The sequence below is a fragment of the Paenirhizobium selenitireducens ATCC BAA-1503 genome (assembly GCF_900492185.1).
GTDB classification, from domain to species: domain Bacteria; phylum Pseudomonadota; class Alphaproteobacteria; order Rhizobiales; family Rhizobiaceae; genus Allorhizobium; species Allorhizobium selenitireducens_A.
Genome location: NZ_UEYP01000008.1, coordinates 41218 through 56932 on the forward strand (window position 1 = coordinate 41218; position 15715 = coordinate 56932).

16 protein-coding genes are annotated in these 15715 nt (G+C 62.7%); 6 read left to right on the plus strand and 10 right to left on the minus strand.

Annotated features, from left to right (window positions below):
• The first annotated feature begins 61 nt into the window (after window positions 1–61).
• Together RHIZ70P_RS14885 and RHIZ70P_RS14890 are read left to right on the plus strand one after the other, a co-directional pair.
• Window positions 62–577 carry a TRAP transporter small permease gene (locus RHIZ70P_RS14885; protein ID WP_115671262.1) on the plus strand — a complete coding sequence of 172 codons (516 nt, stop codon included), beginning with the start codon at window positions 62–64 and terminating at the stop codon, window positions 575–577.
• Window positions 574–1881 carry a TRAP transporter large permease gene (locus RHIZ70P_RS14890; protein WP_115671263.1) on the plus strand — a complete coding sequence of 436 codons (1308 nt, stop codon included), beginning with the start codon at window positions 574–576 and terminating at the stop codon, window positions 1879–1881. Before RHIZ70P_RS14885 ends, RHIZ70P_RS14890 begins: the two co-directional genes overlap by 4 nt.
• A 174-nt stretch (window positions 1882–2055) precedes the next feature.
• Here RHIZ70P_RS14890 and RHIZ70P_RS14895 read toward each other — a convergent pair whose 3' ends face one another.
• Window positions 2056–2985 (minus strand): methylenetetrahydrofolate reductase, encoded by a 930-nt coding sequence (locus RHIZ70P_RS14895; RefSeq protein ID WP_115671264.1) that lies wholly within the window; start codon window positions 2983–2985, stop codon window positions 2056–2058.
• 204 nt (window positions 2986–3189) lie between these two features.
• On the opposite strand from RHIZ70P_RS14895, the gene purU reads away from it, so the two are divergent.
• Complete coding sequence (purU, locus tag RHIZ70P_RS14900; protein WP_115671265.1) at window positions 3190–4038, plus strand: formyltetrahydrofolate deformylase; 849 nt, start codon at window positions 3190–3192, stop codon at window positions 4036–4038.
• Window positions 4039–4056: 18 nt separating this feature from the next.
• Here the strand turns inward: purU and RHIZ70P_RS14905 are convergent, their stop codons facing one another.
• Genes RHIZ70P_RS14905 through RHIZ70P_RS14915 form a run of 3 tightly spaced genes read right to left on the minus strand, consistent with a single transcriptional unit; the run spans window position 4057 to window position 6269 of the window.
• The gene (locus RHIZ70P_RS14905) at window positions 4057–4377 is read right to left on the minus strand and encodes a YciI family protein (protein WP_115671266.1); all 321 of its coding nucleotides are present in this window, start codon (window positions 4375–4377) and stop codon (window positions 4057–4059) included.
• 4 nt (window positions 4378–4381) lie between these two features.
• The gene (locus RHIZ70P_RS14910; protein WP_115671267.1) at window positions 4382–5224 is read right to left on the minus strand and encodes a class III extradiol dioxygenase family protein; all 843 of its coding nucleotides are present in this window, start codon (window positions 5222–5224) and stop codon (window positions 4382–4384) included.
• The gene (locus RHIZ70P_RS14915; RefSeq protein ID WP_115671268.1) at window positions 5217–6269 is read right to left on the minus strand and encodes an alpha/beta fold hydrolase; all 1053 of its coding nucleotides are present in this window, start codon (window positions 6267–6269) and stop codon (window positions 5217–5219) included. Before RHIZ70P_RS14915 ends, RHIZ70P_RS14910 begins: the two co-directional genes overlap by 8 nt.
• Before the next feature lie 226 nt (window positions 6270–6495).
• On the opposite strand from RHIZ70P_RS14915, the gene RHIZ70P_RS14920 reads away from it, so the two are divergent.
• Complete coding sequence (locus RHIZ70P_RS14920; RefSeq protein WP_115671269.1) at window positions 6496–7230, plus strand: GntR family transcriptional regulator; 735 nt, start codon at window positions 6496–6498, stop codon at window positions 7228–7230.
• A gap of 152 nt (window positions 7231–7382) precedes the next feature.
• Complete coding sequence (ligM, locus tag RHIZ70P_RS14925; protein WP_115671270.1) at window positions 7383–8792, plus strand: vanillate/3-O-methylgallate O-demethylase; 1410 nt, start codon at window positions 7383–7385, stop codon at window positions 8790–8792.
• A 147-nt stretch (window positions 8793–8939) separates the two neighbouring features.
• Here the strand turns inward: ligM and RHIZ70P_RS14930 are convergent, their stop codons facing one another.
• The 6 genes from RHIZ70P_RS14930 to RHIZ70P_RS14955 all read right to left on the minus strand — a co-directional run bounded on the left by RHIZ70P_RS14930 (window position 8940) and on the right by RHIZ70P_RS14955 (window position 14558).
• Entirely contained in the window at window positions 8940–9638 is a 699-nt protein-coding gene (locus tag RHIZ70P_RS14930) for an ABC transporter ATP-binding protein (RefSeq protein ID WP_115671271.1), read from the minus strand.
• Window positions 9638–10384: an ABC transporter ATP-binding protein gene (locus tag RHIZ70P_RS14935; RefSeq protein ID WP_115671272.1), complete on the minus strand. Its 747-nt coding sequence runs from the start codon at window positions 10382–10384 to the stop codon at window positions 9638–9640. The genes RHIZ70P_RS14930 and RHIZ70P_RS14935 overlap by 1 nt, the downstream gene beginning before the upstream one ends.
• Window positions 10381–11412 carry a branched-chain amino acid ABC transporter permease gene (locus RHIZ70P_RS14940; RefSeq protein WP_115671273.1) on the minus strand — a complete coding sequence of 344 codons (1032 nt, stop codon included), beginning with the start codon at window positions 11410–11412 and terminating at the stop codon, window positions 10381–10383. The genes RHIZ70P_RS14935 and RHIZ70P_RS14940 overlap by 4 nt, the downstream gene beginning before the upstream one ends.
• Window positions 11409–12269, minus strand: coding sequence for a branched-chain amino acid ABC transporter permease (locus RHIZ70P_RS14945; RefSeq protein WP_115671274.1), 861 nt, complete (start codon window positions 12267–12269; stop codon window positions 11409–11411). Before RHIZ70P_RS14945 ends, RHIZ70P_RS14940 begins: the two co-directional genes overlap by 4 nt.
• A gap of 57 nt (window positions 12270–12326) precedes the next feature.
• Entirely contained in the window at window positions 12327–13490 is a 1164-nt protein-coding gene (locus RHIZ70P_RS14950; protein WP_115671275.1) for an ABC transporter substrate-binding protein, read from the minus strand.
• Window positions 13491–13883: 393 nt separating this feature from the next.
• Window positions 13884–14558: a GntR family transcriptional regulator gene (locus RHIZ70P_RS14955; protein WP_115671276.1), complete on the minus strand. Its 675-nt coding sequence runs from the start codon at window positions 14556–14558 to the stop codon at window positions 13884–13886.
• 122 nt (window positions 14559–14680) lie between these two features.
• Between RHIZ70P_RS14955 and dctP the strand changes: the two genes are divergently transcribed.
• Window positions 14681–15685, plus strand: a complete 1005-nt coding sequence (dctP, locus tag RHIZ70P_RS14960) for a TRAP transporter substrate-binding protein DctP (protein WP_115671277.1) — start codon at window positions 14681–14683, stop codon at window positions 15683–15685.
• Window positions 15686–15715 lie beyond the last annotated feature (30 nt).

Below are 15715 nucleotides of genomic sequence, written 5' to 3' on the forward strand. Positions count from 1 at the left end.
CCGGCGGGCAGCCACCCGCCGGCCGCTCTTCTTTCGACAATACCATTTCAAAGGGTCTTCCATGCCCCAGATATTTTCTCTTGCCGACAGACTGTCGCGCATGTTGGCCTTCGTCGGTGCCGTCGGCGTCATCCTGATGATGGTCCATGTCTGTGCCGACATCGTCGCACGCACGATCACCGGCGCTTCTTTGCCCGCCACGGTCGAAATCGTCTCTTATTACTACATGGTGCTCGTCGCCTTCCTGCCACTGGCTTGGGTCGAGCGCAGGGGCGGCATGATTTCGGTCGAACTCATCGAGTTCATGATGTCGCCGCGCATGATAAAGATCTCCGACGCCATCGTCGCCGCGCTGGGCATGGTCATCTATGCGGTGATGGCCTATGCGACCTGGATCACGGCAGTGAAGAACTACGTGACCGGCACCTTCGTCGTCGCGCTGCAGGTGAAGATCATCACCTGGCCCGGCTATTTCCTGCCGTCCATCGGCTTTGCGCTCGCGGCGGTCATCCTGGCCGTCCGCTTCCTTGAGATCACCACAGACAGCGTCGATGGAACGCGGGAGAGTGAGGCATGAGCGTCGAAACCGGTCTCTACGGCATCGGTATACTGGCGCTGCTCCTGCTCCTGCGGATACCCGTGGCGCTGGCGATGATCTCCGTCTCGTTCGGTGGCATCGCGTTTCTGCTCGGCTTCAAGCCCGCCCTCGGGATGATCACCTCGACGCCGTACAGTTTCGTGGCAAGCTGGACCATGAGCGCCGTGCCGATGTTCCTGCTGATGGGTTTCATCTCCTTTCACGCCGGGCTCACGACCAATCTCTTCGATGCGGCGAAGGCGATCCTCGGGCGGGTTCCCGGCGGACTGGCGATTTCCTCGATCTTCGCCTGCACCGGCTTTGCCGCCGTCAGCGGCTCGTCGATCGCCTGTGCCGCCGCCATGGGCCGGATCGCCATCCCGGAAATGGTGGCTGCCGGCTATCGGCCGAGTTTTGCCGCAGGCGCCCTTGCCGCCGGCGGCACGATCGGGGCACTGATCCCGCCCTCGATCCTGATGATCGTCTACGGCGTCTTCGCCGAGACCTCGATCACGCAGATCTTCGTTGGCGGCATCGGCGTTGGCCTTCTCACCGCGCTTTCCTATTGCATCGTCGTGCTGACTGTATGTTGGCTGAGGCCCGACATCGTGCCGCGCACGCTGACGGCCGTATCAGGCGAGGGCGGCAACCGTGCGGCGATCCTGCGCATCTGGCCGCTGGCCATCCTCGTGCTGCTGGTATTCGGCGGCCTGTTCTCCGGCTATTTCACCGCGACGGAGGCAGGGGCGGTGGGTGCCGGAGGCGCATTCCTGCTGTCGGCGATCACCGGCAAGCTCAGCATGCAGGTCGTGCGCGTCTCGCTCTTGGAAACGCTCACCACCTGCGCGTCGCTGTTCATCATCGGTATCGGCGCCTCGATGTTCACCCGGTTCCTCGGCGTCACCGGGCTCTCCTCCTTCATCGGCTCCTTCGTCGCCGGTGCGGATCTCGGCTATGTCGAACTGATGACCATCATCGTGGTGATCTATCTCATTCTCGGCATGTTCATGGAGCCCTTCGGCGCCCTGCTGGTGACGCTGCCGGTGCTGCTGCCGGTGCTCAAGGCCGAGGGTATCAGCCTCGTCTGGTTCGGGGTGCTGGTGGTCAAGCTGCTGGAGATTGGCATGATCACGCCGCCAGTGGGGCTCAACGTCTTCGTCATCAAGAACGTGGCGTCCCGCTATGTCACGGTGGTGCAGGTGTTCAAGGGCGTGACGCCCTTCATGCTGGCCGATCTCCTGGTGGTGATCCTGACGATCGCCTTCCCGGCGATTGTCCTCAGCCTGCCGCAATTGTTCTTCTGACGAAGCGCGAGACCGTTTGCTCTCAAGGGTTCCGGAAGGCGGGAGCGACACCGCCTTTCTCTCCTTTGACCATGAACCCGGCGCCGGTCGGTCGCGCAAGAACGGCGCCGGAATCCTGCGATGATTTGGTTTGAGGCAGTGGCTGCGGAGCGATCGATCGAGCTGCCGGGCCGGTCAGAGTTCCTTGCGCGAAAGCCCGCCCGGCGCCGCGTTTCCCTGGCTGTCGGCCCAATCTCCCGCCTCCTTGATTCCACCGAGGGGAAAGATGTGCAACTGCTCGATCAGGCTGTCGGGATTGTTCGCCTTGTAGTCGGCGAGCCCCGCCACGACCTCGGTTGGCTCGTAGGGAACGAGAAGGCGCGTCACATCCATCGCCCGCTTCTGGAGCACCTTCAGGGAGGGCCCGACGCCGCATGCAAGCGCATATTTGAGCAGCGTCTGCAGCTTGGCCGGCCCGGCGATGCCGACATGGATCGGCAGCGTGACGCCGGCGCGCTGTATGCGCTCGGCCCAGTCCGTGACGGAGCGCGCATCGAAAGCGAACTGGGTAACGATCGCCATACGGGCATCGGTTCTTGAAGCAAAGTCCTGTTTCCAGGCAAGCGCCTGGTCGACGCCACGGGTCGAGCCGTCCCGGTCGATGTCACGGTTTCCCTCGGGATGGCCGGCGATATGGAGTCTGGTGAATCCGTATCGATCGAACAAGCCGGTCTCCATCATCTGGATCGAGCTATCGAGACTGCCCGCCGGTTCCGGCTGGCCCCCGCCCAGAAGCAAGGCCTCTTGAACGCCCGCTTCGTTGCGATAGCGCTTGATCCAGTCCTCCAGCGTTGCAGCATCAGGAATGCTGCGGGCCGGGAAGTGCGGCATGACCGGGAAGCCCTCGTCCTGCAGCCGGCGCGCGGTCGCGATCATGTCTTCAATCGGGGTTCCGGCGATGTGGGCGATATAGACGCGCGTTCCGGCGGGCAGGAGCGCCCTGAAGTCATCGACCTTGGCCGCGGTGCGCGGCATGACCTCGATCGACCAGCCCTCGAGGAGGACGCCTAGACCGGGAGATGACACCTGCCGGTTTGCGCGGCTTCTGAAATTCAACAATGCCATCTTTTCCTCCCGGGATCCATTAATGTATACATTGAGAGAGGCCGGAAAATCAAGTGATGTCGACGAAAGGCTTATTTTTATGAGAAAAATGAAGTTGTGGCGTTGCCTTGCCCGGTTCGAGACTTCATAAAAGAATACATTTTGGCGGCTGCGTTCGGGAGGTGGCCATTCGCGCGCAGTCGCGGGGTGCGACAGGGAGGAAGCATGACCAATTATGTTTTGACGCTGCGCTGCAACAACCGCAGCGGTATCGTCGCCGCCGTGGCAACGCGCATTGCCGCCCATGGCGGCGACATATTCGAGGCGCACCAGTTCGACGATGGCGAGACCGGCATGTTCTTCATGCGGGTGGCTTTCTTCATGGCGGGACCGGTCGAGTCCTTCCGGACGGCCCTGGCGGAACACGAGAAGGCCTTTGGGCTGGACCTGACGCTGCGCGTGGCGGGGCTGAAGCGCAAGGTGCTGCTGCTGGTCTCCAAATTCGACCATTGTCTCGGAGACCTGCTCTACCGCATGCGGATCGGCGAGTCGAACATGGAAGTCGTCGGCATCATAGGCAACCATCCGCGCGAGTCGCTCAACCTGACGCTGATGGAGGGGATTGCCTATCACCACCTGCCGGTCACGCGCGAGACGAAGCCGGCGCAGGAGGCGCAGATCCGGGCCATCTTCGAGCAAACCGGCGCGGAACTTGTCGTGCTTGCGCGTTACATGCAGGTGCTTTCAGATGAATTGTCGGCCTATCTGTCGGGCCGTTGCATCAACATCCATCATAGCTTCCTGCCCGGTTTCAAGGGCGCCAAGCCCTATCACCAGGCCCATGAGCGCGGCGTGAAGATGATCGGCGCCACCGCGCACTACGTGACGGGCGACCTCGATGAAGGTCCGATCATTTGCCAGGACGTCGAAGCCGTGACCCATGCCGACACGTCGGAAGATCTGGTTCGCAAGGGGCGCGACATCGAGCGCCGCGTGCTCGCCCGCGCGGTCGCCTGGCATCTGGAGGATCGCGTCCTGCTCAACAAGGGCAAGACGGTGGTCTTCGCGCGATAGACGGGGAAGAGTGGTGTTCTATCGGCGTAACGTCATCGGATCGGCGATGCGGTGGGCCTGGAATGTTTCCGGCAGCGGCGTCAGTTCGATCGAGGCGACGATGCCGGCCCTGTTGAACGGGTCGCCTTCGGCAAAGGCGCGTGCCTGGGCGAGGTCGGCGGCCTCGAGGATGCCGAAATTGCCGATGGAGGCACCATTCTCGTCGAGCAGCGCCGATCCGATGAGCACGGTCGCGGTCCCGTCTCCGCCGGACTGGACCCAGGAACGGTGCGCTGGTCGATGAGTGTCGCGAGCTGCATCTTGTTCCGCATGGTGCAGGCAGCGCATGAGGAAATACATGAGCTCAGCCTGCGTTTTCGAGCACGACCATGCCGGCGCCGGTCATCGAGGCCGGCGCGTGATAGTGCTTGTGGAGGAGTTTCACTTCTGGATCCATCGCGGCGCGCATCACCAGCCACATGATCAGTTCCGCGCCTTCCGAGCCAAATTGTTCGACATAGTCCTCGCGGCTCATCGCCCGATAGGGTTCCGGATCGGCGGCGATGCCGTCCAGCCAGGCGCGGTCCGCCGGCTGGTTGATGAAGCCGGCGCGGGCGCCCTGAAGCTGATGCGACAGGCCGCCGGTCCCCATGATGACAACCCGCTCGTCGCCGGGCCAGCTTTCGATTGCCTCCCGCAGGACGAGGCCCATGTCCCAGCAGCGTTGCGGGGTGGGGATCGGATACTGGATCGTGTTGACCCAGATCGGCAGAATCTTGACCGGCCAGCGCTCCGGTCGGCCGAAGAACAGTTCCATCGGGACCTGCAGGCCATGGTCGACTTCGATCTCGCGGCAGACCAGCGGGTCGAAATGCCGCTCAACGAGCTTGTCGACGAAATGCCAGGAAAAATCCACGGCGCCCTCGAAGGGAGGAATGGCCCGTGGACCCCAGCCCTCGTCTACCGGCTGGTAAGTCTCCGCGACGCCGACGGCGAAGGTCGGCACCTTGTCGAGGAAGAAGGTATTTCCGTGGTCGTTGAAGATGACGACGGCGATGTCGGGTTTCGCGTCCCGCATCCACTGTTTGCCGAATTCGTAGCCATCGAAGAAGGGCTTCCAGTCGGCGCTATCGCGCAGGCCCTTGTCGAGTGCCGCGCCAATCGAGGGGACGTGGCTCGTGCCGATACCGCCGATGATCCTAGCCATTGCGTTTCTTTCCCAATCGTTCGTAGAGAAAATCGTCGTGCGACATGCGAGCCTGTGCGGCGCCGATCTGCGTGATCGGGGTCGGATCGACCGCGGCGATCTTCAAAATGAAAAACAGGTTGCCGCCCAGTCGCACCATCTCGTGCCAGTCGCGCCGCATCACGGCCGCCTTTTCCTCGGGCGTCAGGCCAAAGCGGTCGAGATAGACTTCCTCATTGGCCTTGAAGGCCTCGCGATTGGCCGGCTGGCCAAGCGCCATGGCCATCTTGTTGATCCTGTAGCCGCGGATCGATCCGGCGCGATCGAACAGTGGCGTATCGGGTATGGCTTCCTTCTCGGGCATCGCTCCGCCAAATCTGCGGTCGAGCCAGTCGCAGATGGCGCTGGCAACGTCCTCGGCGCGTTCCACCGGGGCAAAATGTCCAGCGTGCTCGATGATGACGAGTTCGGCGTCCGGCACCGCATCGGCGATTTCCCGGTGCTGTGCGATAGGACTCCAGCCGTCCTCACGCGCTGCAATGAGCAGGACCGGGCACTTGAAATTTGCCATATAGGCTCCGGCATCGGGGCGGTCGAGCAGGGCGCGGATCTGGCGCTCGTGCACGACGGGGCCGGTGCGCAGGACCATGGCTTTCAGGCGGGCAAGCAGTTCCGTGTCGTCCGTGCGGGAAGGGGCGAGCATCGGTGGCAGCCACTGGTCGGCCAGCGCCGCCATGTCGCGATGGCCCAGATCGATCATTTGCTGACGCTTGGCCTCTTCGCCCTCTCGCCTGGGCTGATAACCCGTGTTGGCAAGTACCAAGCCGCGAATGCGTTCCGGCGCCTGCCGCGCCATCTCCATCGCTACCCGTCCGCCCATCGAGTGACCGATGGCGATCAGATCGCCGTCGGTCTCGTCCAGAATGCGCGAGGCCATGGTGGGGATGGAAGTGTTCCCTGTCACTTCGGCGTGACGGATCGGCATCACCGTCTTTGTGGCCTCGGCAATCGGCCCCCACACCGTCGAATCGGACAGCAGTCCGGGAATGTACACCAGCGTCGTCATAACCATGATCCTCCCGGGCAAACCTGCAGCGTGTATACAATGAAGTCAAGTGAATGTATACATTGTGCCGACAAAATTGCCGTTACATGCAAAAATATGCGCCCGTTCCGCGACTGCCCTCTCTTTTGTGAATACACGTAGAGAAGGCCCTAGGTGTGATTCCCAGGTGGCTTTTGTGATGTGCGGTACCAATGCTATAGAATCCCAAGGGAAATGAGGTGTATTCATGAAGGTTTCCGAAGTCGCAACGCATGGCCGCCGGGCGGTGATCGAGTTGCGCGAGAAGATCGTCAGCGGCGAACTGCCGGGCGGCACGCGTCTGTTCGAGGTGTCGCTGGCCGAGGTGCTGGATATTTCCCGCACGCCGGTTCGCGAGGCGCTTTCGCGGCTGGCCGAGGAAGGTCTTCTTGATCGGCTGCCCAATGGCGGATTTGTCGTACGCCGCTTCGGCTATGCCGACGTGATCGATTCCATCGAATTGCGCGGCGTCATGGAGGGGACGGCGGCCCGGCTTGCGGCCGAACGCGGGGTGGCGCCCGAGGCCCTGGTGCGGATCAGGGACGTTGTCGGGCGGCTGGACACCTGTTTCGGTCCGGGCGCGGACGAGGTTGATTTCGACGCCTATGCCGACCTGAACGAGGAGTTTCATCATCAGCTTGCGGGCCTTTCGGGCAGCGACATCGTCCGGCGCGAGGTGGAGCGCGCGAGTTCGCTGCCCTTCGCGTCGCCCTCGGCCTTCCTTCCCAACAAGACGGAGATCGAGGCCTTCCGCCGATCCTTGCGCTCGGCCCAGGAGCAGCACCATGCCATGGTCGAAGCCATTGCTGCACGCGAGGGTGCTCGTGCGGAATGGATCGCCCGCGAACATGCGCGGACTGCCCGGCACAATCTCGAATACATTTTCAGCCAGGACCCCGAACTGCTGCAGAAGATCCCCGGCCTGGCGCTCATCCATCGTTAGGAGGGCGGATCGCGGCAAGGACAAGGGGAGGGCGGCCTGAAGGCCGCCCTCGGCGTTTCCGGGTATCTCGGCTTGGAAGAAAGGGGCTTGCATTCTCGTTCGTGATCGGCATTGATGTATACATCAATGGGCAATACTCAGGGAGGAGTACCATGGCCAATTCCAGTCTTCATGATGTTTTGGGTGAGAATCAGGATGCGGTGGGATTGCTGCGCAATTCCCAGGTTGGGATCTATGTATACCCTGTCGTCGCTGCCGAGTTCGCCAACTGGCGCTCGGAGCAGGCGGCCTGGCGCAATTCCGCCGTGCTCTTCGACCAGTCGCACCATATGGATGAGCTGATTGTCGAAGGGCCGGATGCGGAGAAGTTTCTCGCCCATCACGGCATCAATTCCTTCGCCAATTTCGGCCTCAATCGCGCCAAGCATTTCGTCCCGGTCACACCGAACGGCCATGTGATCGGCGACCACATCATCTTCCGCGAGCGCGAGGACAAGTTCATTCTGGTCGGCCGTGCGCCGACGTCCAACTGGCTGATGTTCTGCGCCGCCTACGGCAAGTGGAATGTGCGTCTCAAGCACGATCCGCGCTCGCCGTCGCGTCCGGAAGGGGAGCGTGTGCTGCGCACCCATTACCGCTACCAGATCCAGGGTCCCGACGCGCCGAAGGTCCTCGAGCAGATGAATGGCGGACCTCTGCCGGAGATCAAGTTCTTCCACGTCGACTGGATCAATGTCGGGTCGAAGAAGGTGCAGGCGCTGCGCCATGGCATGTCGGGCGCCCCGGGTCTGGAGATCTGGGGTCCTTACGAGGACAAGGCCTATATCCTCTCTGTCATCCTGGAATCCGCCAAGGCCGCCAAAGTCGATCTCGTCCGCTGCGGCAGCCGCGCCTATTCGACCAACACGCTGGAATCCGGCTGGATCCCGTCGCCGCTTCCAGGCATCTACACCGGTGACGGCATGCTCGCCGAATACCGCAAATGGCTCGGCGCCGATAGCTACGAGGCGACCGGTGCGATCGGCGGCTCCTTCGTCTCGGACAATATCGAGGACTATTACGTCAATCCGTTCGAACTCGGCTATGACTTCTATATCGGCTGGAAGAAGGACGACTTCGTCGGCAAGGCCGCGCTTGAACAGATGAAGGGGCGGAAGAACCGCAAGAAGGTCACCTTCGAATGGAACCGCGAGGATGTGCTCAAGGTCATCGCCTCCGGCTTCGAGGATGGGCTCCCCTACAAGTGGATCGACTTCCCGCAGCCGAACTACGCGTCGACCAGTGCCGACATGGTGATGAAGGGTGACAAGATGGTCGGCATGTCGATGTTCAATGGCTACAGCTTCAACGAGCGCTGCATGCTGTCGCTCGGTGTCGTCGATCAGGATGTCGAAGAAGGAGACGTTTTGACGCTGATCTGGGGCGAACCGGACGGCGGCTCACGCAAGACCTCGATCGAGCCGCACCGGCAGGCCGAGATCCGCGTGCGCGTGGCGCCGACGCCCTATGCGCGCGAGGCCCGCGAGAACTACGCCGACAGCTGGCGCAAGCGGAAGGACTGAAGGTCCATTCACATGCAAGTAAGGCGGCTCCTTCTGGGGCCGCCATTTTTTTTGACTGGTTCAGGGTTGGATGGAGACAGAACCGTTTTCACCCAGTCCTGAATCCTTTTGGCGGCCTGGAGGATTGCATTCAGTCTCTTCGGGAGATCAGATGCTCAGATGGGCGTCGAGCGTCTCAGGCGAAGCCAGCAGCGCTGCCGACGTGTCGTGGTAGACGATCGCGCCGCGCTCGAGGAAGACGACCTCGTCGGTGAGCGGCAGTATCTTGCGGGCCTTTTGTTCGACGATGATGGCCGAGATCCCTTCGTCGGTCACGATGCGGCGCATGGCGGCCAGGAGTTCGTCGACGATGATCGGGGCCAGGCCCTCCAGGGGTTCGTCCAGCAGTAGCAGCTTCGGATTGAGCATGAGTGCGCGGGCGACCGCCAGCATCTGCTGTTCGCCGCCGGAGAGCTGGTTGCCGAGATTGCGCCGGCGCTCCTGGAGCCGCGGGAACATGCCGAAGGCGCGCGCAAGCGTGAAGGGTCCGGGCCGGGCCGTCGCCGTCAGGTTTTCCTCCACTGTGAGCGAGCGGAAGATGTTGCGCTCCTGCGGCACCCAGCCGATGCCGAGCGCTGCCCGCTGTTCCGGGCGAAGCCGGGAAATGTCCCGGCCGGCCAGGAAGATCGCCCCGGAATGATAGGTCGTGGTGCCGACGATGGTGTCGAGCAGCGTCGTCTTGCCGGCGCCGTTGCGGCCCAGCAGCGCCAGCGACTTGCCCTCCTCGAGCGCAAGCTCGATGTTGAACAGGACGCGCGCCTCGCGATATCCGGCCGACAGCCCTTCGATGCGCAGCAGTTCCGGCATCAGGCGTCCTCCCCGAGATAGATCGCCTTGACGTGGCGGTCCTTGGATATTTCCTCCACCGTGCCTTCGGCAAAGAGGCTGCCCGCCGCCAGAACCGAAATGCGGTCGGCAAAGGAAAAGACGAGGTCCATGTCGTGCTCGATCAGCACGACGGTGACGTCGGGTGGCAACTCACGCACGATCGACAGGACTTCATGGCGCTCTTCCTCGGGAACGCCTGCCGCCGGCTCGTCCAGCAGCAGCACCCTGGGGCGGGTGGCGATTGCGAGCGCGATCTCCAGCAGCCGCTGCTTTCCGTAGGGAAGGAGGGCCGTGGGGACGCCCATCGTGTCGACCAGGCGGAACCGCTCCAGAAGTTGTGCCGCCTCGTCCGCCACTTCGCGATCCCGCGACAGCGGCTTCCAGGCGCGCCAACCATGGCCTTCCCGTTCGCCGATCGCCAGCATCATCGATTCCAGCGGGGTGAAATCGCCAAAGAGCTGATTGATCTGGAAGGTGCGCGACAGGCCTCGGCCGACGCGGACATGGGCCGGCAGGTTGGTGATATCCTCGCCGCCGAGCAGGACCTGGCCGCTGCTCGGGGTGAGGGCTCCGGTCAGCAGATTGATCAGCGTCGTCTTGCCGGCGCCGTTCGGACCGATCAGAGCGTGCCGCGCGCCCTGCCGGACGCTGAGCGAGACGTCGTTGGTTGCCATGAAGGCGCCGAAGCGCTTGACCAGGTTGCGGGTCTCGAGGGCTACCGTCATGACGCGTCCTCCGCCGCCTGCGCTTTCGCCTTCAGCCGGCCGGCCGCACCCGGCAGATAGGTCCGCCAGCGACCGAGGCGCTCACGGCCGACGAAGACGATGATGATCAGGATGAGGCCGATCCAGAACATCCAGTATTGCGGGGTGATAACGGAGAGCCAATCGCGCAGGACCGAGAAGATTACCGCGCCGAATACGCCGCCATAGAGATAGCCGACCCCGCCGATCACCAGCACCAAAAGCACGTCGGCGGAACGATGGAAGGCCAGCACGTCGGGCGAGACGAAGCTGGTCGTCTGGGTCAGAAGCGCGCCGGCGATCCCGGCATAGGCCGCGGAAATCGTATAGATGACGACGATCCGGCGCGTGGGCGAGATACCCAGCATGGAGGCGCGTCGCTGGTTGCGCTTGATCGCCTTCAGGGACAGGCCGAAGGGCGAATTCACGATGCGGCGCGCGATGTAGGTCAGCACCATCAGCACCACGAGCGCATAGATGTATCCGTTGCGGCCCCAGAGGTCGAACTCGAACATACCGAGAATGGGCGTGACCGTCACGCCGCTGAGGCCGTCGGCGCCGCCGGTCAGCCAGGTGGCCTGATTGGCAATCTCGGCGAGCAGCATGGCGACGCCGAAGGTCGTCATCAGACGGGTGAGATCCGAGCCGCGCAGCACGAGGAAGCTGGTGACGAAGCCGAACGCCCCGCTGACAAGGCCCGCGACCACAAGGCCAGTCACCGGCTCGGAAAAATAGTCGCGGGCGAACAGCCCGGCGGCATAGGCGCCCAGGCCGAAGAAGGCGGTGTGGCCGAGCGAGACAATGCCGGCATAGCCGAGGATCAGGTCGAGCGAGATGGCGAAAAGCGCCAGGATGGCGATTTCGGTCAGGATCAGCATCTTGGAGGGCAGGATGAAGATCAGGGCCACCGCGAGCAGCCACAGGCCGATCTCCCAGAGGCGCCAGCGGCCCGCCTGCCTGAGCAGAGCCTGGGCGGTGTCGGCGGCGGATCTGTCGGGTTGCCTGTTCATCGGCCGCCCTCCCGCGCGAACAACCCGTAGGGCCTCAGGATCAGCATGACGATCATCACCGCATAGATGATGAATGAGCCCAACTGCGGCACGTAGTATTTACCCGCCACATCGGCGATGCCCAGCAGGAGTGCGGCAATGAACGGGCCGGTGATGGAAGAGGTGCCTCCCACTGTGACGACGATCATGAAATAAATGAGGAACTTGAGCGGGAAGTTCGGATCGAGGCCGAGGAGGTCGACCCCGAGCGCGCCGCCGAGACCGGCAAGGCCGGAGCCGAGCGCAAACGTCAGCGCGAAGATCACCGAGACATTGATGCCCAGTCCACGCGCCACCCGCCCATCATCGACGGCAGCGCGCAACTGGCTGCCGAACCGGGTGTGCGTCAGCGCCAGTTGCAGCGCCACGGTGAGCACCGCGCAAAGCACGATGATGAACAGCCTGTAGTGGCCGACGCCTACGCCGAGGAACTCGAACCGTCCCCGCAGGAGCGGCGGCAGGTTGATCATCTGCTGCTGGCCACCCATGAAATAATCGACCGCGGCAATCGACATGAAGACCAGGCCGATCGAAAACAGGACCTGATCGAGGTGTGAGACGCCGTAGAGATGCCGATAGAGCGTCCGCTCCAGGATGGCCCCGGCGAGTGCCGTGACGAGGAAGGCGGCCGGCAGGCACCAATAGAAGGAAATGCCGTAGCGGTTCATCAGGATCACGGTGACGTAGCCGCCCGCCATGGCGAAGGCGCCATGGGCCAGGTTGACGAAGTTCATCAGGCCCAGCGTCAGCGACAGGCCGCAGGCAAGGACGAAAAGAAGCATGCCATAGGCGATGCCGTCGAACAGGATTGTCAGCATGGTCACTCGCAAGGGCGTGGAGGGCCCGATCTCAGGCCCTCCACGCGGTTGTGGCGCTTAGTTGGCGTTCGGATCGCGGATCTTCTCGTAGGTCTTGAGCTCGACGTTATAGAGCTCGCCGTCCACTTTCTTGACTTCGCGGATGTAGATGTCCTGGACGATGTCGCGCGTGGCCGGGTCGATCGCGATCGGTCCGCGCGGGCTCATCCATTCCATGCCCTTCATCGCCTCGACGAGCTTCGTTCCGTCGGTGTCGCCACCGGTCTTCTCCAGTGCCGCATAGGCGAGGTGCATGGCATCATAGCCGCCGACCGACATGAAGTTGGGGCGCATGTTGTTGTTGGCCTTGCGCACCTGCTCGACGAAGGCCTTGTTTTCCGGGCTGTCGTGGTTGGCCGAGTAGAAATGGCCCGTCACCACGCCCATCGCCGGATCGCCGATGCCGTTCAGCAGATCGTCGTCCGTGACGTCGCCGGTGGCGATCAGCTTGATCCCCGCCTCCTTCAGGCCGCGATCGGTGAACTGCTTCATGAACAGCGAGCCGACGCCCGAGGGGACGAAAACGAAGACGGCGTCGGGTTTGGCGTCACGAACGCGCTGCAGGAAGGGGGCAAAGTCCGGATTCTGCAGCGGTACGCGAACCGCTTCGACGATCTCGCCGCCCTCCTTCTTGAACTGGTCGGTGAAACCCTTCTCGATGTCATGGCCGGGGCCGTAGTCCGTCACCAGCGTAACGACGCGCTTCAGGCCGTTCTCCACCGCCCAGGTCGCAACCGGCACCGCCGATTGGGGGCCGCCCATGCTGGTGCGGACAAAATAGTCCGACTGCTTCATGATCGCCGAGGTCGTTGCCGAGGTGATGATGGCCGGGACCTTGGCCTGGTTGAGAACCGGTGCCACCGACATGGCAAGCGGGGTCAGGCCGAAGCCTGTGAGCATGGACACGCCCTCGTTGACCACGAGTTCCTGGGCGATGCGGCGTGTCTGGTCGGCGGTGCCGGCATCGTCGCGCAGCACAAGTTCGATCTTCTTGCCGGCGACCGTGTCGCCATGCAAAGCCATGTAGGCACGGACGCCTGCTTCGACCTGTCGTCCGGTCGAGGCGAAGGGGCCTGTCATCGGCAGGATAAGCCCAATCTTGACCGCGTCCTGCGCCAGTGCAGACCCCGCAGCCAGCATCGAAAGCAGAGTGCTGGCGATGAAAACTCTTCTCGTAACCATGTATACTCCTCCCGTTTGTCCCATCCCGCGCCCAGGCGCCGGATCCGCTGCAGTGCAAACGTTTCTCGTCACTCCCAAGACGAGATACTGTCGCACGAAAATCGCATGCTGGAGTTTATGTATACATAGATCGCGGACGGCCACAAGGCAAACGAGCCCGGCAGGCGGGCAAATTCGCCGGGTTAGGATAGCCCGGCAATTGCTTGGCCGTCTATCACCCGAATGTGATGGCGGCTGCATGGAGTGCCTCGGGTGAAGATGGCGGTGATCATGGCGGTACCGCCGCCGACATGGCCTGTTGCCACGTGGCGGATGCCGATCCATGTCTCGAACACGCGGTGGATCATAGCCTCGCGTTCAACGGTGATGTTGACAACGGTGTCCGGGCCGTTTCTATGCCTGCCGGCTACCGCGGCGCTCGCGGTTCGAAAGGTTGGCGACGAGATCGCCGAAGCGGTCGCCCTGAACCGCGACATGGCCGCGCAGAAGGATCCGAGCCTGTTCCGCGTCGCCGGCGAGGATCGCATCGATGACTTCGCCATGCTCCTTGAACGAGACCTTCATCCGGTTGCGGACCCGCAATTGGAGGCGCCGATAGGGTCGAAGGCGGCGATGCATCGCCACGCACTGTTCCTCGAGGAAGTCGCTTCCGCTTGCCGCATAGATCGCACGATGGAAGACCTCGTTCTCGTAGTAGTAGCGGTCGGTGTCCTCGCTTAAGAGCGCTTCCCTGCATTTTTCATGGGCGGCCAGGAGCGCGTGGCGATCCTCCTCGGTGTGCCGGCGGGCTGCAAGCGCGCCCGCCATGCCCTCCAGTTCGGCCATGACCTCGAACATTTCAAAGACTCGTTGCGGCGCCGGATCCGCGACGACGGCTCCGCGCCGCGGTCGGATCTCGACAAAGCCGATGGCGCTCAACTGCATCAAGGCCTCGCGGATGGGTGTGCGTGACACCCCAAAGCGTGCCGCCAACTGCGTTTCGTCCAGTCGCTCGCCCGGCTCGAACTCACCGGCCACTATCCCGTTTTCTATCTCGTCGCGCAGCTTGAAGAAGATGTTCTCGCTCATTGCCCATCCGGTCCTGATCCCACGTCCGTCGTTCTTGTATACGAGAAGGTTGACTTTGCACACAAGATAACGGCACTCTTATACCAGACCGGCTGGAGGGCCGGAATACCAGGGAGGAAAAAATGAAGCTCTTTCGACGAAATCTGATGGCACTATCCGTGGCCGCTCTTGCTGGCCTGACAGCGTCAACAGCCCACGCACAGACCGTGCTCAAGGCATCGCACCAGTTCCCCGGCGGCAAGGGCGACATCCGCGACGAGATGGTGCAGATGATCGCAAGGGATGTGGCGGCCGCCAATGTCGATCTGGAAATCCAGGTCTTTCCCGGGTCCTCGCTCTACAAGCCGAACGACCAATGGAATGCCGTCACGCGCGGACTGCTCGACATGACCTCGTTCCCGCTCGACTATGCGTCTGGCCGTCATCCGATCTTCTCCGCGACGCTCATGCCCGGACTGGTCGGCAATTTCGATCGAGCCACGCGCCTCAACGATTCCGAGTTCATGATGGACATCAAGAAGGTGATCGAGGACGCCGGCGCGATCGTGATCGCGGATGCATGGCTTTCCGGCGCTTTTGCCTCAAAGAAGGGCTGCATCACCTCGCCGGATACGATCAAGGGGCAGGTCATTCGCGCCGCCGGTCCGGCCTTCGAGGAGATGCTGGTCGCTGCCGGCGCCTCGATTTCCTCGATGCCATCGTCGGAGATCTACACCGGCATGCAGACCGGCGTCCTGGATGCCGCCAATACATCCTCGGCGAGCTTCGTGTCCTATCGCCTTTTCGAACATGCCAAATGCCTGACGGCACCGGGGGAGAACGCGCTCTGGTTCATGTATGAGCCGGTCCTCGTCTCCAAGAAGGTCTTCGACGGCCTAACACCCGAGCAGCAGAAGGCCATCCTCGCCGCCGGCGAGAAGGCCGAAGCCTATTTCAACGAGGAGGTCCGCAAGGGCGATCAGTTGATGATCGACACCTACAAGAAGGCCGGCGTCGAAGTCGTGGAGATGTCGAAGCAGGACTATGACGCCTGGCTCGCTGTCGCCAAGGAGTCTTCCTACAAGAATTTCGCGGCGAATGTGCCGGATGGCGACAAACTGATCGAGAAGGCCCTGGCCGTCGAATGATCCGGATGCGAGGCGGCGCGCCCCGGCGCG